A 26,866-nucleotide genomic window follows, 5' to 3' on the forward strand; every position below is an offset into this window, starting at 1 on the left:
CCTCTTTTTTTAGACAAAAAAAACTAATCATTTCTTTTTACCAGAATTCATCATCATAAACACAGTTCCAATTAAACCAATAATTACCAATCCGAAAACAACTACCATTATAAACGCACCGTTTTCCCATGAATAGAGTGATATATTTCTCATAAAAATTAATTTTTAAGATTAGTCAAATTTATGATATCTATACGTTTAAAGAGATGACATTTATCATGAAATCCAATTATTACAAAAATTTTATTTTTAATTCTGGAGTTGGTATCATACAACTTTCTTTTTTACCGTACCATTTATATCTGTTCTTGGCAATGTAGTCGTATAGAAAGTTTCTTATTCCGATTGGAATAATTTTAAAAACAGTTCCAAAATGCCAAAATCCACCCAGATTTTGCGCTATTTGAATGGCTGCGGATGATTTGTAATAATAAGCCACTCCAGGTTCGTACAGAACAATACTATCAATATTTTTAGCATTAATCCCAATATAAGCAAGGATTTCTTGCCCTAATTCTGACTGTAAAGCCACAAACCTAAAAATATCTTTTTTATCGTGTTTAACCACAAACTGCACTGCTGAATTACAAAGATTGCAAACACCATCAAAGAGAATTATTTTTTTGTTTTTTGGAAGATTCAAAATGAATTTGTTTAAAGTTTCAAGGTATTCAATTCTTTTACGACTTTGCTAACATCGCTGCCGCCCCATTCTACTAGGGTAAATCCTTTTCTTTCGGTTTTAGATAAATTCTGTACAGAAATTTCTATACTTTTATCTAAACCATAAAATTCCATAAAAATTCTGATTGATGTTTCAGGCTTTGGAAAAACATTATTTTTCGAAATAACATCATAATCATCATTGATATAAAAATGGATAAAATTAGTTTCATTTTGCTCAAGGATTGGAAGCCAATATTGAACAAATTCATTGGTTTCAACAGTATTTAAACCAATGTATTCTAATTTTTCAATTAAGAAAGAGGTTAAATCATTTTTTGAAACAACAAAACCAGATAGATAATTATAATGCTCTTTTGTAAAATTTTGTGTTCCGTCCCAAAAAAGTGAACTATAAAAACGATTGGTTTTGGAATCGAAAATTCGTCCATCAGGATAGGCGGTAACACTCCAGTTTTTATTATATTTCGGAAAAGTTGTCAATAATTCCCCTTTGAAATTTAATTTAATAGTAATATCTAGTTTTTGAGTAGGATAGAGATAGATTACTGGTTTTTCTATCGTTTCAGAACCTAAAGAAGAAGTTCCTATTTTATATAAAACTACATTTGTTTTTTTTTCATTTCCACCATTACCCATTCTTTGAGTTACAAATCCTTCTAAAAAGCAAACCAAAATATCATTTTTATTTGCCTTCAAAGAATATTTTCCTTTAAAATCAGATTTATAAGATTCACTTTTACTTAAATTAGTAACGATAGCTCCTGAAATTGGCTTGTTTTCAGAATTAGAAATTAGTCCAGAAATTGTTATTTCATTTTTATCTCTTTCATTAAAAGGATAGGCTTTGCTTAATTTTTCTAAACTATTAATTTCATGGTTTTTTAAGGTTATTTTTTGTACACCATTTATTGCTTTTTTGCCATATAACTTGGTTGCAATTTTAGCTTCTAAATAGTCACTTTTTTTTATTTCATTCTCTTTGATTCTAGAAAAATACAAACTATTATTTTTACTATAGATTCCATTAATAATATAAATTGCATTATTTTCCTTTTTGTACAATTCTATATACAATTGCTGGCTAGAAGTCAGTTTTGGCTCTTTAAATGTGTTTTTCGATTTTTTATCCTGACCCATAGTTACACAGTAATTTACCAAAACAAGCAATAACACTACAAATTTTAAATTTTTCATATTTATTTGTTTCTAAATTTATTGTACACTATTTCTTCCCAGCTTCTACAAACTCCAAATCGTCCAAACTTACTTTCGAAGTAAACAAGCCATAATTCACCACAGCTTTATTTTTTTCAATCTTATCAATACTTCCCACAGATTTTCCGTCCAACATTCGTACTCGGTCACCCACTTTTAAAATAGGTTTCGGTTTTTCGATTACAGGTTTTAGTTTCTTCTCTTTCTTTTCCTTGCGAATCTCTTCTACAACAACTGCAACTTCCTCGATGATTTCCTTTTTCTTCTGGATTATCGCTTTCGCCTCTTTGGGAGTTGCTTTTTTACGTTTGGAATTTTCTATTTCGATGATTTTCAAAAACTCCCCAATCAGGTCTTTTTTGTTTTTATTATTGAAATATTTCTCGGCGATATCTTCTATTTTTTGACCAATGTAAATCGTCTTTTGATTGCTGTCATATAATTCCTGATAGCTTTCCAATTTTTGCTTGATTTTGATATTGATATCTTCCATTTTCTTGCCTTCCTGCCGTGCTTTCGTTTCCTCTTCTTTAAGTGTCTGGGATGTTTTCTCCATTTTGGAACGCTCCTTTTGTAAGTTGGCAATTGTTTTATCAAAACGAACTTTTCCAACCTCAATTTTCTTTTTGGCTCGATTGATTAAACTAAAAGGAATTCCATTTTTTAAAGCAACTTCAAAAGTAAAAGAGCTTCCCGCTTGTCCTAGAGCCAATTTATACATTGGTTCTAATGATTTTTCGTCAAATAACATATTGGCATTGGTTGCACAAGGGAGTTCATTAGCAAGAATTTTTAGATTTGAATAATGCGTGGTGATTAATCCGAATGCTTCTCTATGATAAAACTCTTCCAAGAATATTTCAGCCAAAGCACCTCCCAATTCAGGATCGGAACCCGTACCGAATTCATCTATCAAGAACATGGTTTTCTTGTTGCACTTTTTCAAAAAGTAGTTCATGTTCTTCAAACGGTAACTATAAGTACTTAAGTGATTTTCAATAGATTGATTATCTCCAATGTCTGTCAAAATTCTATCAAAAAGAAACGTTTCACTGCGTTCGTGAACAGGAATCAACATACCTGATTGCAACATCAATTGCAATAAGCCAACGGTTTTCATTGAGATAGTTTTACCTCCTGCATTAGGTCCCGAAATAACTATTATTCTATTTTCTTGACTTAGTTCGATGGTTTGCGGATGTGTAACTTCCTTTTTCTGCTTGTTGTTCAAATACAAAATAGGATGATAGGCCTCCCTGAAATAAAGACGACGTTCCTCTGTAATTGTTGGCAGAATTCCGTTGATTCTATTGGCGTATTTTGCTTTGGCAGCAATTACATCAATATCGCTAAGAAAATCCTGATACTGAATCAATAATGGTAAAAACGGCCGAACAGCATTCGATAACTGCTTTAGAATTCTTGTAATTTCCTCTTTTTCCTCATATTCCAAGTTACTTAGTTCCCGAGAATATTTAAGTGTGTTTTCAGGCTCTATATAAGCAATACTTCCAGTTTTGGAACTTCCCAGAATGGAACCCTTTACTTTTCGTCTGTACATAGCCAAAACAGCCAAAACACGACGGTTTTGCACAAAACTCTCTTTGATATCATCCAGATAACCCAAACTATTGTATTGTGTCAAAGCTGAACCGAAACTTTGATTCACTTTTCCGCGAACCAAATTCATTTCACGGCGAATTTCCAACAATCGGGGAGAGGCATTGTCTTTTATCTCTCCATATTTATCCACCACAGCATCCACAAGTGTGATAATCTCTTTGGTGAGTTTAATTCCAGAACTTTTGGCACAAAGATTTGGGTAATAATCATTGAATTTATTTAAAAACGCCAAAAGAACATTCGTTGTTTCTGATATTGTCGCAATTTTTCTAAATCCGCCCACTTCCAGAAAACTGTCTTCGATGGCTAGAAATTTTATTTCGTATGTAATGGCATCAAAACCGTGATTGGGAATGGCATTGTTATTCTGGAAAGAGGAAACATACTCTGAAGTTTGCAACAATACTGCCATCAAAGTGTCTTTATCCCTAAAAGGAGTTATTTCCAAGGCTTTTTGTTTTCCTATATCAGTATTACATATTTCGGAAATCGTTTCGAGAACCGTAGGAAATTGTAAATCTTGTAACGTTTTTTCGGTAATGGAGATCATTTAATAATTTGATTTTACGTTACAAAAATAAGCTTATTTAATAAAGAAACATAGCGTTATTTCGCAGAGATTCGCAGTGCAAAAATCACGTAGAATTGATTCCAGTTAGCACTTTTGTTTTCATTTTTAAACGATTCTCATTAAAATCTTAGTGTATCTTTGCGAAATAACTTTTGAATATGAACCTCAACTTAATACCTTCCTGGCAAACTATTTTATCAGATGAGATAGAGAAACCATATTTCCGCGAATTGATGGATATCGTTGAACAAGAATATCAAAATTCGGTTTGTTTTCCTCCAAAAGAGCTGATTTTTTCGGCTTTCAATAATTGTTTTTTTGAAAATATAAAAGTGGTCATTATCGGCCAAGATCCGTATCATGGCGACGGGGAAGCAAACGGTTTGTCCTTTTCGGTAAATGATTCGGTGCGAATTCCGCCTTCATTGCGTAATATTTTCAGGGAAATCAATACCGATTTGGATTCTATTTTCATGCCTACATCAGGGAATCTAGAATCTTGGGCCAAGCAAGGTGTTTTATTACTGAACGCATCCTTAACCGTGAGAAAAGACAATCCAAACAGCCATAAACATCTCAAGTGGAATCTTTTTACGGATGCTGTTATTCAAAAAATATCAGAGGAAAAAGAAAATGTAGTTTTTATGTTATGGGGAAGCTTTGCACACAAAAAAGGAGCAAAAATTAACAGGGAAAAGCATTTGGTTCTAGAATCGGGGCATCCTTCGCCCATGAGTGCCAATCAGGGAAAATGGTTTGGAAATAAACATTTTAGTCAGACGAATTTGTATTTGGAGAAGAATAATTTAGGGAAGATTATTTGGCTGTAATTTCAATTAAAAACAAAATGTCTTAATTACACTAAATATCTTGGTCACGAGTGAGGGATAAAAGCTAGCTACCGAAGTAGCGCGGATAGCCCGACAGCATAAAGGAAAGAGGCCTAATCACCACAACGAAGATTAGGCCTCTTTTCTTTATGGTGACACTCCCAAAATATTTTTATTTTATTCCAATGTCAACGCCCCCAATATTTCTTCGGACAGAAAGGGACCTCCAGGATATTTTGCCGTATAATCGAGATTTAACCATACTTGATTGCGTTCATCGATGTGGTAATTAATCTGTTTATTGCGACTTTCCTGCACAAATAATACATTTTTGATAAGATAATTTGCTTTTTCAAGATCCTTCATGCTTCCGATTAAAATTTCGGGATAGATGTGACCTTTAGTATGAATCAGCCTTGGTGTTCCTCCAATAGATCTAATGGCAGCGGCCATCAAAATGGAATGATCATCACAATCACCCGAAAAATAAAGCAATGATTCATGGGCTGTTGCAATATAATCTCCATTTTTGGGATCATTTACATAATTCCATCGACTATTGATTTCTTTGAAAACGGCAAAACACTGGATTAAGTTCCTGTAATCAGGATAGCCCCGAACTTTCTTAAAATGCTTTGTTGTTGCCATTATGGCAAAGTTTCTCACCTTTGGATTCTCGTATTCTATTGCTTTTAAAATTTCATCCTTATTGGGAAACGGTAGCAATTTGGCGACAATAATATCCTGTGGAAATGGATTATTATTCATGGTGTACAGCATCGCATTGTAATCGTCAAAAACGGAATTGAAACTAAAATTTCCGAATAAGCTACCATAAATGAGTGCCAAAAAATAGAGCGCCAAACAAATAATAATTATAGTCCTTAATGAGTATAAAGCAAGGTGAACAATTACCAAAACAAGAATAAAAAGCAGTATTCGATCCAAATTAAAATACCAATGTGGATCAATTAAATTTTGGTGAAGTACTATAAATAAAGGAATTGTAATAAGAATACTTAAAAGAAAGATAACAAAACTATCCCAAGGTTTTTTCAACTGAAACTTGGACTTTACTAAATGAAAATTCGTTTTGTTAAGTTGTATCATAATACCCAAAAGTAGGGACTTGGATTGCTTTTTTTAAGTTACTAAGATACTAAGTTTCTAAGTAACTAAGTTTTTTTTTAGTTACTAAGTTTTTACAAAGTTGCTAAGTTACTGAGGTACTAAGTTTCTAAGAGTCTTACGTGCTTAGAAACTTAGTATCTCAGCTACTTACTTAAACATTAATATCCTTAAAATCATTCAAAATGGCATAGCGAATCATATTGGTAAACGCCTCATTATCCAATTTTGGGATTTCAAGAATCGAATTCAGTAAAGTGGTGTCGTATTCGTTGGGATTGGTAATAAAATAAGGTTTTAAATGCTTACCAATACTTTCGTAATACAGTTTTTCGATGGTGTTTTTGTATTTGAAATCAAGGGGGTTTTTGATTAAAGTAAAATTAGTGTACCCCACTTCTTTCATAATCAACTGTAAACCTTTCACAATATTGAAGCTTTTGTCGTTTACGATATTCAATTGTTCAATGTCGTCACGTTCGAAAGTGTTCACAATGACTTTGGCCACGTAATCGACTGGTATAATATTTAAACCCGTCTCTTCATTGATTATAAAACGAACGTTTTCCTGTTCTCCTTTTCGCTGCGAAGTAAAGTGAAAAAACTTGGCCAAAAGATAAAAAACCATGTATTTTGGAATGAAATAAGGGCTTTCGGTTCCCAACATTTTACCTCCAATGACACTTGGTCTCAAAATTTGAAAAGGCAATCCCAACCTTTTGCATTCTTTGGCTATGAAATTCTCAGAATGAAATTTGGCATCCTCATACGCATTTCGATGCTCTGGTTTAAAATCCAAATTATGGAAATCATTATCAATCAAACCTTTTCGGATTCCGGATGAAAACGCAGTTCCGATGTAAATGAACTTCTTGATAAAAGGATGGAAAGTCTTGAAAAGCGATTTGGTTATTTTGGCATTTTCGTCAAAAATTTTCTCTTTTAGATTCTCGTCCGTAGACAAATTAACGTAACCTGCGGAGTGGATAAAGTATGCTCCTTTTATTTTTTCGGAAAAAGTATCCTGAAGATTCGCTAAATCCGAATCTATAATTTCAATATATTCATGTAGTTTTTCCAAACCGCTTTTTCGTAAAACCTGAGGAGTGTAATCACTTGTCAAAAGTTCATTAACACGATTAATGGCGCTAACTTTCCCTTTGTTTCTGGCAATAATAAAAAGTTTTCCGTTATTGTTTTGTTTGATAAAAAGCTCCAGAATATCATACATAATATGCGATCCCAAAACTCCCGTTGCTCCAGTAAGTATTATTTTCATTGGTTTATTTTTCAAAATGCAAAGATAGTTCTAAAATAAAGAATGAGGAAGTTTAAAAAGAATACTTCAAGGAGGCTTATTTTAATAAATCGTCACTGTGTTTTTTAGACAAACAAGGTTCAGCAAAATCTAATATTTCTAATTCTAAATATTCATTTAAAAAATGTTTCACTACTGAATAATCAATATCCTCTTTAATTTCTACAACAAAATACTTTTCATTAAACCCTTCTGATAAACAATTCATTACTTTGAGTTTTTCTCTAATAATTTCCTTATCAAAACTGTCTTTTAAAATTACAACCTGAATTATAGAATTTCCTGAAATTTCAATTGTTTCTTTATAAACGACTGTTTCTTCGATCTCATCATATTTAGCATAAAAAATATCATCTGTTGCAATGAGTGGACCATAGAATGGAATATTATCTAATTTATAAATTCCTTTTTCCGAATCAATTATTTCCGACCACAGGGTTTCAACCACTTCTTCGTCTAAAATATCACTATGATATCTAAATAAAATTTTTGCGTGAGTTTCTGTCATCTTTTATTTCTCTGCTAATTTCCCCAATGTATATTCAATCAATTCATCTACGGCTTTATATGGATCGCTGCTAAAAGTTCCGTTGGCACGGTTAGCAATAATCGCATTTAATGACAACGCATGATGCCCTAAAAGAGCGGAAAGTCCATAAATGGCTGAAGTTTCCATTTCGAGGTTGGTAATTCTGGTTCCTTCAAAAAGGAAATTATCCATTTTGGAATTTAATGTTGAATCTTGAATATTCAAACGCAAAATACGTCCTTGCGGGCCATAAAAACCACCTGCAGTTGCTGTGATTCCTTTGTGCATTTTGTCACTTTCTATTCTTTTTTCCAATACCGAAGAACAAGGAATAACAACAGGTTTTCCTTTTCGCAAGTCCCAATTGGTGTGTTCAACAAATGCATTTTCCATTTCAACATTTGAAACAGTATCAACCAAATAGGAGCGGAGCATATTGTCTAGTCCCAAACCAAATTGGGCCATCACAAAACTATCCACAGGAATATCCGCATGCAAAGAACCCGAAGTTCCTATTCGGATTATGTTTAAAGATGTTAGCTTTTCTTTTGGTTTTCTGGTTTCCAAATCTATATTAACCAATGCATCCAGTTCATTGATAACAATATCAATATTATCTGGACCAATTCCGGTAGACATCACCGTTAAGCGTTTGCCTTTGTAAGTCCCTGTTTGAGTTTTGAATTCTCTTTTTTGAGTAGAAAATTCAATAGAATCAAAATGTTTGGTAATTTTTGCCACTCGATCTTGATCCCCCACAAAAATAATATCGTGAGCGATATGTTCGGGTTTCAAATTAAGATGATACACACTCCCGTCAGGATTGAGTATTAATTCGGATTGTTGAATAGCCATTATTTTAGTTTGAATTGTTTAAAGTTTAATGTTGTTTAAAAGTTTAAATTGTTTAAGTTTTAACATTGTTTAATATTATAACAACTTTAAACCTTAAACTTTAAACCATTTTAAACTTTTCCTATCCTCCAACGCGTTTTACTTTAAAACCTTTTTCTTTTAAAATAGTCATTATTTTATCACGATAATCACCTTGAATGATAATAGAATCATCTTTAAAAGTACCACCAACACTCAATTTGGTTTTGATTTCTTTGGCCAGTATTTTAAAATCTTCGTCAGTTCCTTCGTAACCTTCAATTATAGTGGTCGCTTTTCCTTTTCTTTTTTCGAATTTGCAAATCATAGGCTCTTTTTGAACATATAATTCATGTGCTTCTTTTTCAACTGCCTCCTCGGGAGCCATTTCGTGGTCTGGAAAAAGATTCTTCAATTGGTCTTTTAAATCCATGTTTTTCAAATTATAAAAAACCAAATTCCAAATTCCAAAAAGTGTATCATTGGAATTTGGAATTTTGGTTTTTGAATTTTATTTTTTATTTCTTAATTAAACCTAAGTCAACTAGGCGCTCGTACAAATAGTCTCCCGCAGTAATATCCTCGAATTTTTTAGGGTTTTCAGCATCAATGCAGTTCTCTAAGCAATCCAATTTCATATCACTCACTGGGTGCATAAAAAACGGAATAGAATAACGCGAAGTTCCCCATAATTCTCTTGGTGGATTAACCACTTGATGAATCGTAGATTTTAACTTGTTATTGGTATGACGGGATAACATATCACCTACATTAATTACCAATTCATCTGGTTCTGCAACGGCATCAATCCAATCACCATTATGGTTTTGAACTTGCAACCCTTTCCCTTGAGCTCCCATCAACAGAGTAATCAAGTTGATGTCACCATGAGCTGCTGCACGTATGGCATTCTCTGGTTCGGATGTAATAGGAGGGTAGTGAATTGGTCTTAGGATTGAATTCCCGTCTTTGGCATATTCGTCAAAATAAAATTCATCCAATCCAAGATGCAATGCCAAAGCTCTCAATACATAAACACCTGTTTTTTCAAGCATTTGATAAGCTTCTTTACCTACAACATTAAAACGGGGTAATTCTTTTACCTCAACATTTTCTGGGTATTCTGAAGCATATTTGGAACCTTTATCCACATACTGTCCAAAATGCCAAAACTCTTTCAAATCCCCTTCTTTACGGCCTTTGGCATGTTCTTTTCCAAAAGAAACATAACCTCTTTGTCCACCAATTCCAGGAATCTCATAGCTGTTTTTTGTCTCTAATGGCAACGAAAAGAAATTCCTGATTTCGCCATACAACTCATCAACTAATTGATCGTTTAAAAAATGCCCTTTGAGCGCTACGAAGCCTATATCTTCGAATGCACTTCCGATTTCATTTACAAATTTTTGTTTACGTTTCGGGTCGTCCGAAAGGAAATCACGCAAGTCAACACTAGGAATGTTTTGCATATTATGTCTGTATTTAATACTTTAGAAGTTTTAAACTTCTAAAGCACAAAGATAAAAAATAAAACAGATAAGTTATTTTAAAAATTATTGACATTTCAAAATAATATAACAATTTTAAATTAAACTGTTATATTTATTTATCTTTGAGATATAGCAACAAATACTACTAAAAATGAATTTTGATAAAAAAAATCTATCTAACGACACCTTACTAGATCTATATAAAAGAATTCTGAAACCGAGACTGGTAGAAGAAAAAATGTTAATCCTCATCAGACAGGGAAAAGTGTCCAAATGGTTTTCCGGTATAGGACAGGAAGCCATTTCTGTCGGTATTACAGCTGCTTTAGATACAGATGAATATATTTTACCAATGCACCGGAACTTAGGAGTATTTACAGGAAGAGATATTCCATTGCATCGTTTATTTTCTCAATGGCAAGGCAAAGCCAATGGTTTTACCAAAGGTAGAGACCGAAGTTTTCACTTTGGAACACAGCTTTATAAAATTATAGGAATGATTTCGCATCTGGGGCCTCAACTAGGCGTTGCCGATGGAATAGCATTAGCCAATAAATTACAGAAAAACGGAAAAGTAACAGCAGTTTTCACCGGTGAAGGAGCAACAAGTGAAGGAGATTTTCATGAAGCCTTGAATATTGCTGCAGTTTGGGATTTACCAGTTCTATTTATAATTGAAAATAATGGATACGGATTATCTACTCCAACCAACGAACAATACCGTTGCGAAAACCTTGCCGACAAAGGAATAGGCTACGGAATAGAAAGCCACATTGTTGACGGAAATAACATATTGGAAGTTTTTAATTTGTTGACCGAATTAAAAGCTTCGATGGTTGAAAATCCACGTCCAATTTTATTGGAATTCAAAACATTCAGAATGCGAGGCCATGAAGAGGCGAGTGGCACTAAATATGTTCCTCAGGAATTAATGGATTTATGGGCTGCAAAAGACCCTGTAGACAATTACAGAAGTTATTTGTACCAAAATAATATTCTTACCAAAGAACATGATGACGAAATACAACACGAAATCAAAAAAGATATCGATGAAAGTTGGGCTATGGCCAATGCCGAACCAGAAATAGTTCCTACTTACGAAGGAGAATTAAATGATGTTTATCAACCCTATGTCCATGAAGAGTTCCATCCGAATACAGAAGTAGAAAATATTCGATTTATAGATGCAATTTCCATTAGTTTACTACAATCTATGGAACGACATGAAAAATCGGTTATAATGGGACAAGATATTGCAGAATATGGCGGTGCTTTCAAAATAACTGATGGCTTTGTGGCACAATTTGGCAAAGACCGCGTTCGTAATACGCCTATTTGCGAAAGCGCCGTAGTTTCAACCGCAATGGGATTGTCCATTAATGGATATAAAGCGATTGTCGAAATGCAATTTGCCGACTTTGTATCCACAGGATTTAATCCAATCGTAAATTTACTGGCCAAATCACATTACCGCTGGTTGGAAAAAGCCGATGTGGTTGTTAGAATGCCTTGTGGAGGCGGAACTCAGGCGGGACCTTTTCATTCCCAAACCAATGAAGCCTGGTTTACCAAAACTCCAGGTTTAAAAGTCGTTTACCCAGCCTTTCCCTATGATGTCAAAGGTTTGCTCAATGCTTCAATCAACGACCCAAATCCAGTGCTTTTCTTCGAACACAAACAATTATACAGAAGTTTGTCCCAAGACGTTCCTAAAGATTATTACACCATTCCATTAGGGAAAGCCGCTTTATTAAAAGAAGGAAATGATGTTACTATCATCTCTTTTGGAGCTGCAGTCCATTGGGCATTGGAAACATTGGACAAAAACCCTGAAATAAAGGCAGATGTATTGGATTTAAGAACACTTCAACCTTTGGATACCGAAGCGATTTACACCTCGGTTAAAAAGACAGGAAAAGTGATTATTTATCAAGAAGATTCTATGTTTGGTGGTGTTGCCAGCGATATTTCGGCTTTGATTATGGAAAATTGTTTCGAATACTTGGATGCTCCTGTAAAACGCGTAGCGAGTTTGGATTCACCAATTCCGTTTACAAAAGCACTAGAAGATCAGTATTTGCCGAAAGGCCGATTCGAAACGGAATTAAAAGCTCTTTTGGAGTATTAATTTTAAAAAAAAGCATTAGGGCGAGACCCCATTATGGCAAGTGGGCTACTTTTCATATCGCTCATTCGCCCACTAGCCATAATGGGGTCGGGCTATTCGCGCTACTTTGGTAGCTAGCTTCTATCCCTCTCGCAATCCAGTTTTCATAACAAAATTTATTGGAATTTCATCTTTACCAAAGACTCATAAAAAAGAGGTTGTCTAAATAGATATAGACAACCTCTTTTGGTTGAAATAAACACAAAATTCATCAACTCGCAAACAGAAGAATAAGCAACTGTGCCACTAATATCCTGCTGATAGTTACTAACGGATAAACAGTAGCATATGATTGATTAGGTATATCAGAATCTAAATATTTGGTACTAAAAGCCAATGCAGCTGGATCGGTATAAGAGCCGCTCATGATACCCACCATTTGATAAAAATTAAGCTTGAACACAAATCGGCTGATTAATACCAAAAGTGTCAAAGGTATAAAAGTAATGTAGCAACCATAGTATATCCACATCCATCCATCATTTGCTATAAAATTATCATAAAAACCATGACCCGCTTTAATTCCAACAGCTGCAAAGAATAAACAAATACCGAAATCTTTCATGAAATGAATTGCACCATTATTGATATACGAATGAATTACACCAACGCCACCATAACGACTTATAAATAAAGCGGCCAAAAGAGGTCCCGCAGCCAATCCCAATTTTAGGGGAACAGGCAAAGATGGAATCATAATAGGAATAGATCCAATAATAACTCCAAAAATCAATCCTCCAAAAAGAGAAAGAAAATCAGGTTCTAAAAGTATTTTTTTTGAATTTCCTATAATATTTTCAGCTTCTTGAATTGCTTCTTTACTGCCGACTACCAATAAAGTATCTCCATAATAAAGTTCCAATGTAGGCTGTGCTAAAATTTCTAATCCAGAACGAACTACACGAGTAACTTTTAACCCAAATTGATTGTATAAATCCAATTGTGCCAATGTTTTATGAGTAGCTGTTTTTTTAGTTACACTAAGGATTTTGGTTGTAACATCATCTTCAGATTCAATAAATAAATCCGTTGATACTTTTCCAACAGTATCAATAAACTTATTAATATCTTTTTGTTTCGCAACTACCATCAAAACGTCTTTCTCTTTTATTATAGAATCTAATGCAGGAGAAAACACTTCCTTGGTTCCGCTTTGTTTTTGTCTCGAAATAATTACGTCGTCAATGTGGTATTCTTTAAATATTTGTCGGATTGTTTTTCCTACTACATTAGGCTGTGTAACTCTGCATTTTTGGCGAACTATTTTATTTTCAGAGTCTTTATTTTTTTTATTAAGTAAAATAACTTCATTCGACAAATCAATTTTTAAAAAATTTTTGGCTAAAATTATAATTACGATAATCCCAAAAACTCCAATTGGATACGTGATCGCATACGCAATGGCGGGATCCGAAAAGTGATCAGAAGGAAGGTTCAATTGTTTTTGAATTTCAATCAAAGTCGATTTGGCAGCCCCTAATCCTGGAGTGTTTGTTACTGAACCTGACATTAATCCAACAGCATTTTCAATTTTAACATTGGCTAACAAATGAATTAAATAAGCAATAATTCCACCCAAAAAAACGGTTCCAACCCCCAAAGCATTAAAAATTAACCCTTCTTTTTTAAACGAAGAAAAAAAACTGGGGCCAACTTGAATACCAATACCATAAACGAACAGTATCAATCCAAATTCCCGTACGAATTGAATTAATTCAGCATCCATGCTAAAGCCTAAATGACCTAAATAAAGACCTACAAACATTACCGCGGATACCCCAAGCGAAACACTGCCTATTTTGAGTTTTCCTGCAAAAAAACCAACACTTATTGCCATGAACAATACAATTAAAGACTGCGTCATCTCCGGGGTCTCAGTCGGGGTAAACAATATTTTAAACCAATCAAACATAATATTATATTTTAGTTGTGAATAATGATGTAAATAAATTAATAATTTTGTTATATTAATATGATAAAAATCAGTTTTGACTTACTTTAATACTAAGAATCAACTCGTTAACAAAAATTAGTATCACTTAAAAAAATACTTTCTAACTCCTTGTAAAACAACGCAAAAGCGAAAACGTTTGCGTATATTTTTTTGACAAACATGATAAAAATCAGTTTTTTTCTTTAATAACTGGAGTACTTTTGATAAAGAAATTAACACATCAAATTACATAAATAGAAAACCATGAAAAACATCAAAATTATTCAGGAATTACACAATTTAGGAATCACAGGATACCATGAAGTTGTATACAACCCTTCTTATGAAGAACTATTCAAAGCAGAAGTTTCTAATAAAAGAAAAGGATATGAAAAAGGTGCTTTAACTGATACAGGTGCGGTTGCAGTAAAAACAGGAGTTTTTACCGGGCGTTCTCCTAAAGACAGATACATTGTTAAAGACTCCGTTTCAAAAGACACCATTTACTGGGATGATAAAGTAAATTTCCCTACAACTCAAGGAATTTATGATGAGTTGAAAGGACTAGTTCTAAAACAACTTTCAACATCTCCAAAATTATATGTAGTGGATGCCTTTTGCGGGACAAATCCAGACACAAGACTAAAAGTCCGTTTCGTAGTGGAAGTGGCTTGGCAAGCACACTTTGTAACTAATATGTTTATAAGACCTTCAATTTATGAATTGGAAAACTTTGGACAACCAGATTTCATTGTAATGAACGGGTCAAAAACGGTAAATCCTAATTGGAGAGAACAAGGATTAAACTCTGAAAATTTCGTTGTATTTAATCTTACTGAAAAAATTCAAATTATTGGAGGAACTTGGTATGGTGGTGAAATGAAAAAAGGAATGTTCTCTATGATGAACTACTACTTACCTTTAAAAGGAATGGCTTCAATGCACTGCTCTGCAAACGTTGGCGAAAAAGGAGATGTTGCAGTATTCTTCGGGCTTTCTGGAACCGGAAAAACTACACTTTCTGCCGATCCAAAAAGATATTTAATTGGTGATGATGAGCACGGATGGGATAACAATGGAGTGTTTAATTACGAAGGTGGTTGTTATGCTAAAGTAATTGACTTATCCGAAGAAAATGAGCCAGACATCTGGAGAGCTATCAAAAGAGATGCATTATTGGAAAACGTAATCGTTGACGAGTACGGAGAAATTGATTACTCTGACCATTCAATCACTGAAAACTCTAGAGTTTCATATCCTATTTACCATATCAACAAAATTGTATTACCATCAAAAGCTGGACACGCAAGCAAAATCATTTATCTTTCTGCTGATGCCTTTGGAGTATTGCCTCCAGTATCTATCTTAGATGAAGATCAAGCCCAATATCACTTCTTGTGTGGATATACTTCTAAATTAGCAGGAACTGAAAGAGGAATTACTGCACCAGAACCTTCTTTCTCTCCAGCATTTGGTGAAGCTTTCTTAACATTACACCCAACAATGTATTCTAAAACATTAATTGGAAAAATGAAAGAACACGGAGCAAAAGCATATTTGGTAAACACAGGTTGGAACGGAACAGGAAAAAGAATATCTCTTAAAAACACAAGAGCTATCATTGATGCCATCATCAGCGGTGAAATCGATTCTGCAGACACAAAAACAATTCCATACTTGAACTTGACTATCCCAACCGCATTAACAAATGTTAGCGAAGGAATCCTTGATCCAAGAGATACTTATAAAAATGCCGAGGAATGGGAAAGTAAAGCAAAAGATTTATCAGAGCGTTACATAAAAAATTTCGAACAATACACAGATACTGAAGAAGGAAAACGTTTAGTCGCTGCGGGACCTTCTTTGGAAGCAGTTTTAAATTAGTAGCTTACTAATAATTATTTAGGGTTGGTTAAACACCTATTGATAATGCGTAAAAAACAGTATTGGTAGGTGTTTTATATTTAAAAGTAAAAATATTACCCAAGATTAATTCGTTTTGTAATAATTTAATAAACTCATTCAATTCGTATTTTTTAATTTAACAAATAATTATTGAAACGTTAAAATAAAAATTGGATTGTAACTGATTTATCCTCTATATTTGCAAAAGAAACAAAGAGTTATCTAATTTTATAAAGTTATGTTATCAATTCAATTACATCATCATCATTCTCATAATTGCTCTCAAGCGATGTGTTAATGGTATGCGTGTAAATCACAATAATCTAAACCCGTTTGAGTACATCAAACGGGTTTTTTATTACCTATTCTTTGTACTCAAGCATTAATTTAAACTAAAAACTAAAAAACTACAAATGAGTACACTTAAAATTGCAATTCAAAAATCAGGACGTTTAAACGAAGAAAGCATCCAAATCCTTAAAGACGCGGGTATTTCAATCGATAATGGAATAGATCAATTAAAAGCAGAAGCATCAAATTTCCCTTTAGAGGTTTTATATTTACGAAATTCAGATATCCCTCAATATTTAATCGATGGAGTAGTTGACATTGCTATTGTTGGAGATAATTTATTGGTTGAAAAAGGAAAAAATATTGAAGTAATTCAAAAATTAGGCTTTTCAAAATGTAAAGTTTCTGTGGCAGTGCCTAAAACTTTTAATTATAAATCAGTAAAAGATTTAGAAGGGATGCGAATAGCAACTTCTTATCCAAACACTGTAATTGATTTCTTTAGCTCTAAAGGAATAACTGTTGATATTCACCAAATATCCGGTTCGGTAGAAATTGCACCAAATATAGGTTTGGCTGATGCAATTGTAGATATTGTATCCAGTGGAAGTACTTTATTCAAAAATAATTTAAAAGAAGTTGAAGTTATTTTTAAAAGTGAAGCGGTATTAGCAGTTTCCCCAAAAGTAAGTCCTGAATCTCAAAAAATAATAGACACGTTAAAATTCAGAATCGAATCAGTATTAAGAGCAAGAAAATCAAAATACATTCTGATGAATATCCCAAATGACAAAATTGATGCAGTTGGGAAAATCCTTCCGGTATTACGAAGCTTAACTGTTTTGCCTTTGGCGCAAGAAGGATGGAGTAGTGTTCACTCAGTAATCGACAAAGACACCTTTTGGGAAGTAATTGATCAATTGAAAGAAGTTGGTGCGGAAGGAATTTTAGTTTGTCCAATTGAGAAAATGGTACTTTAATCCGTTAATCACCTAAAGAAATCTAAACTTAAAAGCTCAGCATCTTAGAAACTTAGTAGCTAAAAAAATGAATAAAATATACAATCCAAAACCAGAAACTTGGTCAGCAATTTTAGAAAGACCAACCAAAACAGTTGATGATATTGAAGCAACTGTAAAAGGAATTTTCAAGGAAGTACAGTCAAAAGGGGATTTTGCTGTTGCAAAATATACATCGCTTTTTGATGGTGTTTCAGTTCCTGATTTAGAAGTTTCACAAACCGAAATAGCAACTGCAATCGCAACTATTTCAAAAGAGTTAAAAGAAGCCATTCAATTGGCAAAATCAAATATTGAAAAATTCCACGCTGCACAAAAAACAAATCGCATAGTAGTGGAAACCATCGAAGGTGTGAATTGCTGGCAAGAAAAAAGACCAATCCAAAAAATCGGCTTATACATTCCAGGCGGAACAGCTCCTTTATTTTCAACTGTATTGATGTTGGCAGTACCCGCTAATCTTGCAGGTTGCAGCGAAATCGTATTGTGTTCTCCTCCAGATAAAAATGGAAACATCAATCCAGCCATTTTATATGCCGCTTATTTATGTGGCGTGACCAAAATTCTGAAAGTAGGAGGAATTCAGGCCATTGCGGGAATGACTTTTGGAACTGTAAGCATTCCAAAAGTGTATAAAATATTTGGTCCCGGAAACCAATTTGTAACTGTTGCCAAACAATTAGCTACCCAGTTTGGAGTTGCTATCGATATGCCTGCAGGTCCATCAGAACTGTTGATTGTCGCTGATGATACCGCTATTCCTGCTTTTGTTGCTTCCGATTTACTATCGCAAGCTGAACACGGAACAGACAGCCAAGTGATTTTAGTTTCTACTTCAAAAGAATTGATTGATGCCGTTGAAACGGAAATCCAATCTCAAATGGACGTTCTACCCCGAAAAGCTATTGCTGAAAAAGCCATTGCCAATTCAAAATTGATTTTTGTAGAAAATGATACCATTGCTTTGGAATTAATCAATGAATACGGACCGGAGCATTTTATTATTTGTACCAAAGACGAAGCTTTCTATATAGATAACATTGCTAATGCAGGTTCTGTTTTCATTGGAAACTATACTCCAGAAAGTGCGGGAGATTACGCATCAGGAACGAATCATACCTTGCCTACGAACGGTTACGCCAAAAATTACAGCGGAGTAAACCTTGACAGTTTCACCAAATCGATGACTTTCCAAAAAATTTCTGAAAAAGGAATACAAAACATTGGTTCGGCGATTGAAATTATGGCAGAAGCCGAAGGACTACAAGCCCACAAAAATGCAGTTACTTTACGATTGAAGAGTTTAGAATAGAAAAAGAGACAAGAAGCAAGACTATAAGAAGAATAAAATTGAGCAATTGAAGATCGAGTCTTTAATCTGGCATCTTTCTTCTTTCGTCTAAAAAAATAAAAAAAATGACAAATAGTTTTAATTTAGATAGTTTAGTTCGTGACAACGTCAAGGTTTTAAAGCCTTATTCGTCAGCAAGAGATGAATTTGAGGATTTTGACACGGCTGATATGGTTTTTTTGGATGCCAATGAAAATCCGTTCAATAATGGGGTAAATCGTTATCCTGATCCGCAACAAGCTTCTGTAAAAAGCATATTAGCAAAGCAAAATAAAGTAAATCCGAACCAAATGCTGTTAGGAAATGGCAGTGATGAGGTACTGGATTTGATTTTTAGAGCGTTTTGTGAACCAAAAGTGGACAATGTGATTACGTTACCACCTACTTACGGAATGTACGGCGTTTTGGCTAATATAAATGCAGTAGAAAATAGAGAGGTATTGCTTACAACCGATTTTCAGCCTCAAATTGAAAAAATATTTAAGGCAATTGACGACAATACTAAAATGATCTTTTTGTGTTCGCCGAATAACCCAACTGGGAATTCTTTTTCAGAAGAAAGCATAACAACTTTATTGGAACACTTTAATGGTTTGATCGTTATTGACGAAGCGTATATCGATTTTTCTGAAAAAGAAAGTTGGTTACAAAAAATAGACCAATACCCTAATTTGATTATCACGCAGACACTTTCAAAAGCGTATGGCTTAGCCGGAATCCGATTGGGAATTTGTTATGCTTCCACAGAAATAATCTCGGTTTTAAACAAAATAAAGCCGCCTTATAATGTCAATGAATTAACTCAAAGAAGAGCTTTAGAAAGATTAGATAATACTGCAGCTATAAAATCTGAAATTACAGCAATTATAAAGGAAAGACAAGAATTACTTAAAGTATTACTTGATATAAAATACGTTGAAAAAATATATCCGACTGAAGCTAATTTCATTTTGATAAAAGTGGACGACGCCAATAAAAGATACAATGATTTGATTGCTAAAGGAATCGTAATCCGTAATAGAACAACTCAGCCATTATGTGATAATTGTTTGCGTTTGACTATTGGAACAGAAGAAGAAAATAAAAAATTAATTGAAGCATTAAAAGCTTAACAAAATGAAAAAAATACTTTTTATAGATCGTGATGGAACCATTGTTTTAGAACCTGAAAATTATCAATTAGACAGCTTGGAAAAATTGGAATTTTATCCAAAAGCATTTCAGTATTTGGCGAAAATAGCCAAAGAAATGGATTATGAATTGGTTATGGTTACCAACCAGGATGGATTAGGAACCGACAGTTTTCCTGAAGACACCTTTTGGCCTACGCAAAACTTTATCTTGAGAGCTTTTGAAAACGAAGGCGTTCTTTTTGATGATATTTTTGTGGATCGTTCTTTTCCTGAAGACAATGCACCAACCCGCAAGCCAAGAACTGGAATGTTAACTAAGTACATTGATAACCCCGAATATGATTTAGCCAATTCATTTGTCTTAGGCGATCGAATTACCGATGTAGAATTGGCTAAAAACTTAGGGGCTAAAGCTATTTTTATGAAATCAGAAGATGATTTAGGAGTAGCAGAAATTTCAAGTAAAAAAGAAGAACTAGACGAGGTTATTGTATTACAATCTACGGATTGGAAAGCTATTTATGAGTTTTTGAAACTTGAAGCGCGTTCCGCATCGATTACAAGAAAGACTAATGAAACCGATATTTACATCAACTTGAACTTGGACGGAACAGGAAAAAGCAAAATCGAAACTGGAATAGCTTTTTTTGACCACATGTTAGATCAAATTGCCCGTCACGGACAAATGGATTTAGAAATCTTGGTAAAAGGCGACCTCGAAGTTGATGAACACCACACAATTGAAGATACAGCCATTGCGCTTGGAGAGGTTTTTGCCAAAGCATTAGGAAACAAATTAGGGATTGAGCGTTACGGCTTCTGTTTGCCAATGGACGATTGCTTGTCGCAAGTAGCGATTGATTTTGGAGGCAGAAACTGGTTGGTTTGGGAAACCGAATTCAAGCGTGAAATGGTAGGTAAAATGCCAACAGAGATGTTTTATCATTTCTTCAAATCTTTCTCGGATGGTGCCAAAGCCAATATTAACATCAAGGCCGAAGGAACCAACGAACATCACAAAATTGAAGCCATCTTTAAAGCTTTTGCGAAAGCGATAAAAGTAGCCGTAAAACGCGATACAGAAAAGATGATTTTGCCGAGCACGAAGGGAATGTTGTAATAAGTCATAAAGTCGAATGTCTTAAAGTCGAAAGTAAAGCGACATTAGGACTTTTGACTTTTGACTTTAAGACTAATATAAATGAAAATAGTAATCATAAATTACGGAGCAGGAAACATTCAAAGCATTATGTTTGCTATCGAAAGATTGGGATTCAAAGCAGTTTTAAGCAACGATATGGAAGAAATTAAGTCTGCTGACAAAGTAATTTTTCCTGGAGTAGGAGAGGCGAGTTATGCGATGAAAATGCTTAAAGAAAGTGGTTTAGACACTTTAATTCCAACGCTAAAACAACCCGTATTCGGAATTTGTTTGGGTATGCAATTGATGTGTAATTCTTCTGAAGAAGGAAATACCGAAGGATTGGGAATTTTTGATGTGGATGTAGTGAAGTTTTCTTCAAAAGTGAAAGTGCCGCAAATGGGTTGGAACAACATTTACAACCTAAAATCAGATTTATTCAAAGGAATTGCGGAAAACGAATATATGTATCTGGTACATAGTTTTTATGCGCCAATTTGCAAAGAAACTATCGCAACTACTGATTACGACTTGGAATATTCTTCAGCTTTAGAGAATGATAATTTCTACGGAACGCAATTTCACCCTGAGAAAAGCGGTGATGTTGGTGAGCGCATTTTAAACAACTTTTTAAACCTTAAACTTTAAACAAATTATGCGAATAATCCCCGCAATAGACATCATAGAAGGAAAATGTGTTCGCTTATCCAAAGGCGATTACAATACCAAAATCATATACAATGAAAATCCGCTTGAAGTAGCCAAATCATTTGAAGCTCACGGAATTGAATATTTGCATTTAGTTGACTTGGATGGCGCAAAATCTAGCAAAATCGTCAATTATAAAATATTGGAACAAATCGCCTCGCAAACCAAATTGAAAATTGATTTTGGTGGTGGTCTTAAAGCCGATTCTGATTTGAAGATAGCTTTTGAATCTGGTGCAAACCAAATCACAGGTGGGAGTATCGCCGTAAAAAACAGAACCATTTTCGAGAAATGGATTGCAGAATATGGTTCGGACAAAATTATTTTGGGAGCTGACGCTAACAATGAAAAAGTAGCCGTTTCAGGATGGTTGGAAGATTCAAATGAAGATTTGGTTCCGTTTATCCAAGATTATCAAAAGAAAGGAATTCAGTATGTAATTTGTACCGATATTGCCAAAGACGGAATGCTGGAAGGACCAAGTTTTGATTTATATGCCAAAATTTTAGCGGAAGCAAAAGGTATTAAATTAATTGCATCAGGAGGAATTTCAACATTTGATGAATTGCCTAAACTTGCCGAATTGGGTTGCGAAGGAACTATCATTGGAAAAGCCATTTACGAAGGTAGAATTTCGTTGAAACAATTGGAAAATTATATAATAAAATAGATTATTCCGCAAAGAAGCACAAAGAAGACACAAAAATTCACCAAGATTTTTGTGTATCTCTGCGAAACCTTTGCGAATCTCTGTGTAACAATTATAAAAAATGTTAACAAAAAGAATAATACCCTGTCTCGACATTAAAAACGGAAGAACTGTAAAAGGCGTTAATTTCGTAGATTTGCGTGATGCCGGAGATCCTGTGGAATTAGCCAAAATCTATTCGGATGAAGGTGCTGATGAATTGGTTTTCCTGGATATTTCGGCAACCGAAGAGCGAAGAAGAACTTTGGTGGATTTGGTTCGCAAAGTAGCGGCTACCATCAATATTCCATTTACAGTTGGTGGTGGAATTTCAGCAGTGGAAGACGTGGAAGTTTTGCTTCAAAATGGTGCGGATAAAGTTTCCATTAATTCATCGGCGGTAAAAAATCCGCAGTTGATCAATGATTTGGCACAAAAATTCGGAAGCCAATGTGTGGTTGTCGCCATAGATGCCAAACAAATTGACGGAGAATGGATTGTACATTTAGTTGGAGGAAAAGTCCCCACAGAAATAAAATTATTTGATTGGGCAAAAGAAGTAGAACAAAGGGGAGCTGGAGAAATTCTTTTTACCTCAATGAATCACGATGGAACTAAAAATGGATTTGCTAATGAAGCTTTGGCCAAATTATCTCAATTGGTCAATATCCCGATAATTGCCTCAGGTGGAGCGGGAAATATGCAACATTTTGTAGATACCTTTATTGAAGGAAAAGCGGATGCAGCATTGGCGGCAAGCGTATTTCATTTTAAGGAAATAGAAATCAAAGCATTGAAAAAACAACTTAAAAATAACAATATAGAAGTTAGGATATAAATCGAAAATCCTAAATCTAAAATCTAAAATTGAATATGGACATAGATTTTTCAAAAAGCGCACACGGGCTAATTCCTGCTATCATACAAGACAGTGAAACCAAAAATGTTTTGATGTTGGGTTATATGAATGCCGAAGCCTGCCAAAGAACAATTGATACCCAAAAGGTGACTTTCTACAGCCGTTCTAAGCAAAGGCTTTGGACAAAAGGTGAAGAAAGCGGTAACTTCTTAAATTTGGTTGATATCAAAAACGACTGTGATAACGATACGCTGTTAATTCAAGTACAGCCTGTGGGTCCAACTTGCCACAAAGGAACTGATACTTGCTGGGCAACCGAAAACAAGCAAGATTATGGTTTTATTTCCAGTCTAGAAAACACCATCAAAACTAGAAGAGAAAATGCCGATTCCGAGAAAAGCTATGTAGCTTCCTTATTCAAATTGGGAATCAACAAAATTGCCCAAAAAGTTGGAGAGGAAGCTATAGAAGTGGTAATTGAAGCCAAAGATGATAACGATGATTTATTCTTGAGTGAAAGTGCTGATTTACTTTTTCATTATTTAATTTTACTACAAGCCAAAGGTTTTCAATTGAATGACGTGGTTGATGTTTTGAAAAGCCGTCAGAAGTAAAAATCAGTTTTCAGTTTTAAACATTGTACTGAAACTTTAAATTTTAAAATAATTAAGTTATAAAGCCCGATTGCAAAATTAATTGCTTTTGGGCTTTTTTTTGGTTCTAAAAAATAAAAAAAGTGTGTAGTTTTGGTAAAAATTTATCAAATACATGAAAAAATATCTTAAGCTATTATTAATTTCATTTTTAATCTCTAATGGAATACAAGCCCAAGGACTTCTTGGCAAGCCTGAAGTTGCCTTTACAAGACAAGATTCTTTAAGAGGTAGTATCACCAAAGAAAGAGCTTGGTGGGATGTAAAACGTTATTTCTTAGATGTAAAAGTAAATCCTGCAGACAGCACAATTACAGGTTCTAACACCATTCAATATAAAGTTTTACAGCCTTATAACGTAATGCAAATTGATTTGCAAACTCCAATGGAAATTACCAAAATTACACAAGACGGTACAGCATTAAAATACAAAAGAGAAGGTAATGCCTTTTTCATAACATTAGCTTCTGCGCAAAATACGGGTGCCATAAAAGAAATAAAGATTTTTTATCACGGCAAACCAAAAGTAGCTGTTAGACCACCATGGGACGGCGGATTAACTTGGAAAAAAGACAAAAATGGGAACAATTTTATTGCTTCTTCCTGTCAAGGATTGGGAGCAAGTGTTTGGTGGCCAAACAAAGACCATATGTATGATGAGGTTGAAGGAATGAAAATTAGTGTGAATGTTCCCGGAAAATTAACCGATGTTTCTAATGGTCGTTTGGAAAATGTAAAAACATTAAAAGACGGTACCAAAACCTATACTTGGGTGGTCAAAAATCCGATCAACAATTATGGAGTAAATATCAATATTGGTGATTACGTGACTTTTTCAGAGAAATACAAAGGTGAAAAAGGTGATTTAGATTGCACTTATTATGTTTTAAAAGATAATTTGGCAAAAGCCAAAGAACAATTCAAAGATGTTCCTAGAATGTTAAAAGCTTTTGAACATTGGTTTGGTCCTTATCCGTTCTATGAAGACAGCTACAAACTAGTGGAAGCTCCTTACTTGGGAATGGAACACCAAAGTTGCGTAACTTATGGAAATGGTTATCAGAATGGCTATTTGGGACGCGATTTGAGTGGAACTGGTTGGGGATTAAAATTTGATTTTATTATTGTACACGAATCAGGACACGAATGGTTTGCGAACAACATTACCTACAAAGACATTGCCGATATGTGGATTCACGAAAGCTTTACTTGCTATTCTGAAAGTCTATTCTTAGAATATTATTATGGAAAAGAAGCTGGAGGTGAATACGTAAGAGGTATTCGAAAAAACATTCAAAACGACAAACCTATCATTGGTCATTATGACGTAAACAATGAAGGTTCTGGCGATATGTACTATAAAGGCGCCAATATGCTCAATACAATGCGCCAATTGGTAAATAATGACGAAAAATGGAGAAATATTTTGAGAGGTTTGAACAGTACTTTTTACCATCAAACGGTAACTACTAAACAAATTGAAGATTATTTAAGCCAGCAAGTTGGCATGGATTTAAATCCGTTCTTTAATCAATACTTGAGAGACATTAGAATTCCAACCTTAGAATATACTTTTCAAGACAACACTTTAAAATATCGTTGGACAAATATTGTAACTGGTTTTAATATGCCTGTGAAAGTTGCCCTAAGCGGAACAGAAGTTACTTTGAACCCAAAGGCAGACTGGAGTGAATTTACAAATTCTTCCAAAATTGAAAAAGTAGAAATAAATAAAGATTTCTATGTTTTCTCTAAGAATGCTAATTAATTGATATTACTTTTTTTAATACAAAAAGACCAGCAATTAGTGGTCTTTTTGTATTAAAATTTTTTTGTTTTACAACTGAATCTAATTAAGAAATAGCAAAATAAGTTTAAATTAAATTTTTAGATACATAATCCCAACTAGTTTTAATAGAATCAGTTGGATTTGGAGAGTAGTTAGTCTCTTGTTCTACAAAAAAGTGTTGCATTCCCGAAAGTTTAGCTTCTGCAAAAATGGATTTAAAGTTGATACTTCCTTCTCCAATTTCTGTATTCCATTCTACTTTGGATTTATCCATATCTTTTACATGCCACATCGTAAATCGACCAGGGTTAGCTTTAAATAATTGCAAAGGATCATTTCCTGAGCGAACTGCCCAGTATAAATCCAATTCAAAATCCACTAATTTTTTATCTGTTTCTTTCAATAAAACATCATAACCACATTGATCACCATACTTCTTGAATTCAAAATCATGGTTGTGATAAGCCAACTTCAATCCAGATTGTTTACATAAAACTGCGGCTTCGTTTACTTTTTGTGCAATACGTTTGTAATCGTCTAAATTGCTTCTTAAACTTTCTTCCAACCAAGGAACAGTAACATATTCACTTCCTAATACATTGGCACATTCAATAGATGTTTTCAGAAAATCGACATTATTGTCTTTTATAAATGATTTAAAATCATAATGACCACTTGTTGCTTTTAGTCCATTATCAGTTAGTATCTTTTTGAAATCTTTTGGAGAAGTGCCAAAAAATCCTTTTTCAGCTGAAAATCCATACGTTTCCACTTCTTTATACCCAGACTTAGCCACATGTTCTAAAACGCCTTTTACGTCTTTAGAAAATGCTTCTCTCAAAGTATACAATTGAAGACCAATATTTTTTGGTTTTATTGAAAAGGCTAGGGAAGGGGCAATTGCCAATGCACCCAACGCCAAACCGCTGTTAATTATAAAATCTCTTCTCTTTATCATTGTTTTT

General features: G+C 34.0%; 24 protein-coding genes. 12 read left to right on the top strand and 12 right to left on the bottom strand.

Going from position 1 to position 26,866, the window contains the following annotated elements; genetic code table 11:
* Positions 1-27 precede the first annotated feature (27 nt).
* The 4 genes from HQN62_RS19035 to HQN62_RS11820 form a co-directional block, all read right to left on the bottom strand.
* On the bottom strand, positions 28-153 hold the full coding sequence (locus HQN62_RS19035; RefSeq protein WP_256411984.1) for a hypothetical protein: 126 nt from the start codon (positions 151-153) through the stop codon (positions 28-30).
* A gap of 79 nt (positions 154-232) precedes the next feature.
* Positions 233-646 (bottom strand): thiol-disulfide oxidoreductase DCC family protein, encoded by a 414-nt coding sequence (locus tag HQN62_RS11810; protein WP_173505568.1) that lies wholly within the window; start codon positions 644-646, stop codon positions 233-235.
* A gap of 8 nt (positions 647-654) precedes the next feature.
* On the bottom strand, positions 655-1,881 hold the full coding sequence (locus HQN62_RS11815) for a hypothetical protein (protein ID WP_173504495.1): 1,227 nt from the start codon (positions 1,879-1,881) through the stop codon (positions 655-657).
* A 28-nt stretch (positions 1,882-1,909) separates the two neighbouring features.
* Complete coding sequence (locus tag HQN62_RS11820; RefSeq protein WP_173504496.1) at positions 1,910-4,075, bottom strand: endonuclease MutS2; 2,166 nt, start codon at positions 4,073-4,075, stop codon at positions 1,910-1,912.
* Between the two features lie 179 nt (positions 4,076-4,254).
* Here HQN62_RS11820 and ung point away from each other — a divergent pair, with 179 nt between their 5' ends.
* Positions 4,255-4,926 carry a uracil-DNA glycosylase gene (gene ung / locus HQN62_RS11825; protein WP_173504497.1) on the top strand — a complete coding sequence of 224 codons (672 nt, stop codon included), beginning with the start codon at positions 4,255-4,257 and terminating at the stop codon, positions 4,924-4,926.
* Between the two features lie 177 nt (positions 4,927-5,103).
* On the opposite strand, the gene HQN62_RS11830 is transcribed toward ung, so the two are convergent.
* From HQN62_RS11830 to HQN62_RS11855, 6 genes are all read right to left on the bottom strand, one after another.
* On the bottom strand, positions 5,104-6,036 hold the full coding sequence (locus tag HQN62_RS11830; protein ID WP_116798141.1) for a transglutaminase-like domain-containing protein: 933 nt from the start codon (positions 6,034-6,036) through the stop codon (positions 5,104-5,106).
* A 172-nt stretch (positions 6,037-6,208) separates the two neighbouring features.
* Positions 6,209-7,333: an SDR family oxidoreductase gene (locus HQN62_RS11835; RefSeq protein WP_173504498.1), complete on the bottom strand. Its 1,125-nt coding sequence runs from the start codon at positions 7,331-7,333 to the stop codon at positions 6,209-6,211.
* A 76-nt stretch (positions 7,334-7,409) separates the two neighbouring features.
* On the bottom strand, positions 7,410-7,880 hold the full coding sequence (locus HQN62_RS11840; RefSeq protein ID WP_173504499.1) for a DUF4265 domain-containing protein: 471 nt from the start codon (positions 7,878-7,880) through the stop codon (positions 7,410-7,412).
* Between the two features lie 3 nt (positions 7,881-7,883).
* Positions 7,884-8,756 carry a nucleoside phosphorylase gene (locus HQN62_RS11845; protein ID WP_173504500.1) on the bottom strand — a complete coding sequence of 291 codons (873 nt, stop codon included), beginning with the start codon at positions 8,754-8,756 and terminating at the stop codon, positions 7,884-7,886.
* A gap of 121 nt (positions 8,757-8,877) precedes the next feature.
* Entirely contained in the window at positions 8,878-9,207 is a 330-nt protein-coding gene (locus tag HQN62_RS11850) for a translation initiation factor (protein ID WP_173504501.1), read from the bottom strand.
* Between the two features lie 85 nt (positions 9,208-9,292).
* Entirely contained in the window at positions 9,293-10,243 is a 951-nt protein-coding gene (locus HQN62_RS11855) for an isopenicillin N synthase family dioxygenase (RefSeq protein ID WP_173504502.1), read from the bottom strand.
* Positions 10,244-10,415: 172 nt separating this feature from the next.
* Here HQN62_RS11855 and HQN62_RS11860 point away from each other — a divergent pair, with 172 nt between their 5' ends.
* The gene (locus HQN62_RS11860; RefSeq protein ID WP_173504503.1) at positions 10,416-12,392 is read left to right on the top strand and encodes an alpha-ketoacid dehydrogenase subunit alpha/beta; all 1,977 of its coding nucleotides are present in this window, start codon (positions 10,416-10,418) and stop codon (positions 12,390-12,392) included.
* 250 nt (positions 12,393-12,642) lie between these two features.
* Here HQN62_RS11860 and HQN62_RS11865 read toward each other — a convergent pair whose 3' ends face one another.
* Positions 12,643-14,343, bottom strand: a complete 1,701-nt coding sequence (locus HQN62_RS11865) for a putative transporter (RefSeq protein ID WP_116798134.1) — start codon at positions 14,341-14,343, stop codon at positions 12,643-12,645.
* Between the two features lie 285 nt (positions 14,344-14,628).
* Between HQN62_RS11865 and pckA the strand changes: the two genes are divergently transcribed.
* The 10 genes from pckA (at position 14,629) to HQN62_RS11915 (ending at position 25,880) form a co-directional block, all read left to right on the top strand.
* Positions 14,629-16,248, top strand: coding sequence for a phosphoenolpyruvate carboxykinase (ATP) (gene pckA, locus HQN62_RS11870; protein ID WP_116798133.1), 1,620 nt, complete (start codon positions 14,629-14,631; stop codon positions 16,246-16,248).
* A 434-nt stretch (positions 16,249-16,682) separates the two neighbouring features.
* Complete coding sequence (gene hisG, locus HQN62_RS11875; RefSeq protein WP_116798132.1) at positions 16,683-17,540, top strand: ATP phosphoribosyltransferase; 858 nt, start codon at positions 16,683-16,685, stop codon at positions 17,538-17,540.
* A gap of 67 nt (positions 17,541-17,607) precedes the next feature.
* Positions 17,608-18,891 carry a histidinol dehydrogenase gene (hisD, locus tag HQN62_RS11880; RefSeq protein ID WP_173504504.1) on the top strand — a complete coding sequence of 428 codons (1,284 nt, stop codon included), beginning with the start codon at positions 17,608-17,610 and terminating at the stop codon, positions 18,889-18,891.
* A 104-nt stretch (positions 18,892-18,995) separates the two neighbouring features.
* Positions 18,996-20,042: a histidinol-phosphate transaminase gene (hisC, locus tag HQN62_RS11885; RefSeq protein ID WP_173504505.1), complete on the top strand. Its 1,047-nt coding sequence runs from the start codon at positions 18,996-18,998 to the stop codon at positions 20,040-20,042.
* A 4-nt stretch (positions 20,043-20,046) separates the two neighbouring features.
* Positions 20,047-21,183 carry a bifunctional histidinol-phosphatase/imidazoleglycerol-phosphate dehydratase HisB gene (gene hisB / locus HQN62_RS11890; RefSeq protein WP_173504506.1) on the top strand — a complete coding sequence of 379 codons (1,137 nt, stop codon included), beginning with the start codon at positions 20,047-20,049 and terminating at the stop codon, positions 21,181-21,183.
* 81 nt (positions 21,184-21,264) lie between these two features.
* Positions 21,265-21,852, top strand: coding sequence for an imidazole glycerol phosphate synthase subunit HisH (hisH, locus tag HQN62_RS11895; RefSeq protein WP_173504507.1), 588 nt, complete (start codon positions 21,265-21,267; stop codon positions 21,850-21,852).
* 7 nt (positions 21,853-21,859) lie between these two features.
* A complete protein-coding gene (hisA, locus tag HQN62_RS11900) occupies positions 21,860-22,582 on the top strand; it encodes a 1-(5-phosphoribosyl)-5-[(5-phosphoribosylamino)methylideneamino]imidazole-4-carboxamide isomerase (RefSeq protein ID WP_173504508.1) in 723 nt (240 codons plus the stop codon).
* Between the two features lie 100 nt (positions 22,583-22,682).
* Positions 22,683-23,438, top strand: coding sequence for an imidazole glycerol phosphate synthase subunit HisF (gene hisF, locus HQN62_RS11905; protein ID WP_173504509.1), 756 nt, complete (start codon positions 22,683-22,685; stop codon positions 23,436-23,438).
* Positions 23,439-23,473: 35 nt separating this feature from the next.
* The gene (gene hisIE, locus HQN62_RS11910) at positions 23,474-24,073 is read left to right on the top strand and encodes a bifunctional phosphoribosyl-AMP cyclohydrolase/phosphoribosyl-ATP diphosphatase HisIE (protein WP_173504510.1); all 600 of its coding nucleotides are present in this window, start codon (positions 23,474-23,476) and stop codon (positions 24,071-24,073) included.
* A 154-nt stretch (positions 24,074-24,227) separates the two neighbouring features.
* The gene (locus HQN62_RS11915; RefSeq protein ID WP_173504511.1) at positions 24,228-25,880 is read left to right on the top strand and encodes a M1 family metallopeptidase; all 1,653 of its coding nucleotides are present in this window, start codon (positions 24,228-24,230) and stop codon (positions 25,878-25,880) included.
* A gap of 106 nt (positions 25,881-25,986) precedes the next feature.
* Here the strand turns inward: HQN62_RS11915 and HQN62_RS11920 are convergent, their stop codons facing one another.
* Positions 25,987-26,859: a sugar phosphate isomerase/epimerase family protein gene (locus HQN62_RS11920; protein WP_173504512.1), complete on the bottom strand. Its 873-nt coding sequence runs from the start codon at positions 26,857-26,859 to the stop codon at positions 25,987-25,989.
* Between the last annotated feature and the right edge of the window lie 7 nt (positions 26,860-26,866).

The sequence above is a fragment of the Flavobacterium sp. M31R6 genome, from assembly GCF_013284035.1.
Lineage (GTDB): Bacteria > Bacteroidota > Bacteroidia > Flavobacteriales > Flavobacteriaceae > Flavobacterium.

Bases quoted from the DNA above. Each gene is read 5' to 3' on its own strand.
- HQN62_RS11920 (WP_173504512.1), bottom strand. From the start codon at position 26,859: ATGATAAAGAGAAGAGATTTTATAATTAACAGCGGTTTGGCGTTGGGT.
- hisB (WP_173504506.1), top strand. From the start codon at position 20,047: ATGAAAAAAATACTTTTTATAGATCGTGATGGAACCATTGTTTTAGAA.
- hisH (WP_173504507.1), top strand. From the start codon at position 21,265: ATGAAAATAGTAATCATAAATTACGGAGCAGGAAACATTCAAAGCATT.
- HQN62_RS11835 (WP_173504498.1), bottom strand. From the start codon at position 7,333: ATGAAAATAATACTTACTGGAGCAACGGGAGTTTTGGGATCGCATATT.
- ung (WP_173504497.1), top strand. From the start codon at position 4,255: ATGAACCTCAACTTAATACCTTCCTGGCAAACTATTTTATCAGATGAG.
- HQN62_RS11865 (WP_116798134.1), bottom strand. From the start codon at position 14,343: ATGTTTGATTGGTTTAAAATATTGTTTACCCCGACTGAGACCCCGGAG.
- HQN62_RS11845 (WP_173504500.1), bottom strand. From the start codon at position 8,756: ATGGCTATTCAACAATCCGAATTAATACTCAATCCTGACGGGAGTGTG.
- hisF (WP_173504509.1), top strand. From the start codon at position 22,683: ATGTTAACAAAAAGAATAATACCCTGTCTCGACATTAAAAACGGAAGA.
- HQN62_RS11820 (WP_173504496.1), bottom strand. From the start codon at position 4,075: ATGATCTCCATTACCGAAAAAACGTTACAAGATTTACAATTTCCTACG.
- HQN62_RS19035 (WP_256411984.1), bottom strand. From the start codon at position 153: ATGAGAAATATATCACTCTATTCATGGGAAAACGGTGCGTTTATAATG.
- pckA (WP_116798133.1), top strand. From the start codon at position 14,629: ATGAAAAACATCAAAATTATTCAGGAATTACACAATTTAGGAATCACA.
- hisD (WP_173504504.1), top strand. From the start codon at position 17,608: ATGAATAAAATATACAATCCAAAACCAGAAACTTGGTCAGCAATTTTA.
- HQN62_RS11850 (WP_173504501.1), bottom strand. From the start codon at position 9,207: ATGGATTTAAAAGACCAATTGAAGAATCTTTTTCCAGACCACGAAATG.
- hisIE (WP_173504510.1), top strand. From the start codon at position 23,474: ATGGACATAGATTTTTCAAAAAGCGCACACGGGCTAATTCCTGCTATC.
- HQN62_RS11860 (WP_173504503.1), top strand. From the start codon at position 10,416: ATGAATTTTGATAAAAAAAATCTATCTAACGACACCTTACTAGATCTA.
- hisC (WP_173504505.1), top strand. From the start codon at position 18,996: ATGACAAATAGTTTTAATTTAGATAGTTTAGTTCGTGACAACGTCAAG.
- HQN62_RS11855 (WP_173504502.1), bottom strand. From the start codon at position 10,243: ATGCAAAACATTCCTAGTGTTGACTTGCGTGATTTCCTTTCGGACGAC.
- hisG (WP_116798132.1), top strand. From the start codon at position 16,683: ATGAGTACACTTAAAATTGCAATTCAAAAATCAGGACGTTTAAACGAA.
- HQN62_RS11830 (WP_116798141.1), bottom strand. From the start codon at position 6,036: ATGATACAACTTAACAAAACGAATTTTCATTTAGTAAAGTCCAAGTTT.
- HQN62_RS11815 (WP_173504495.1), bottom strand. From the start codon at position 1,881: ATGAAAAATTTAAAATTTGTAGTGTTATTGCTTGTTTTGGTAAATTAC.
- hisA (WP_173504508.1), top strand. From the start codon at position 21,860: ATGCGAATAATCCCCGCAATAGACATCATAGAAGGAAAATGTGTTCGC.
- HQN62_RS11915 (WP_173504511.1), top strand. From the start codon at position 24,228: ATGAAAAAATATCTTAAGCTATTATTAATTTCATTTTTAATCTCTAAT.
- HQN62_RS11840 (WP_173504499.1), bottom strand. From the start codon at position 7,880: ATGACAGAAACTCACGCAAAAATTTTATTTAGATATCATAGTGATATT.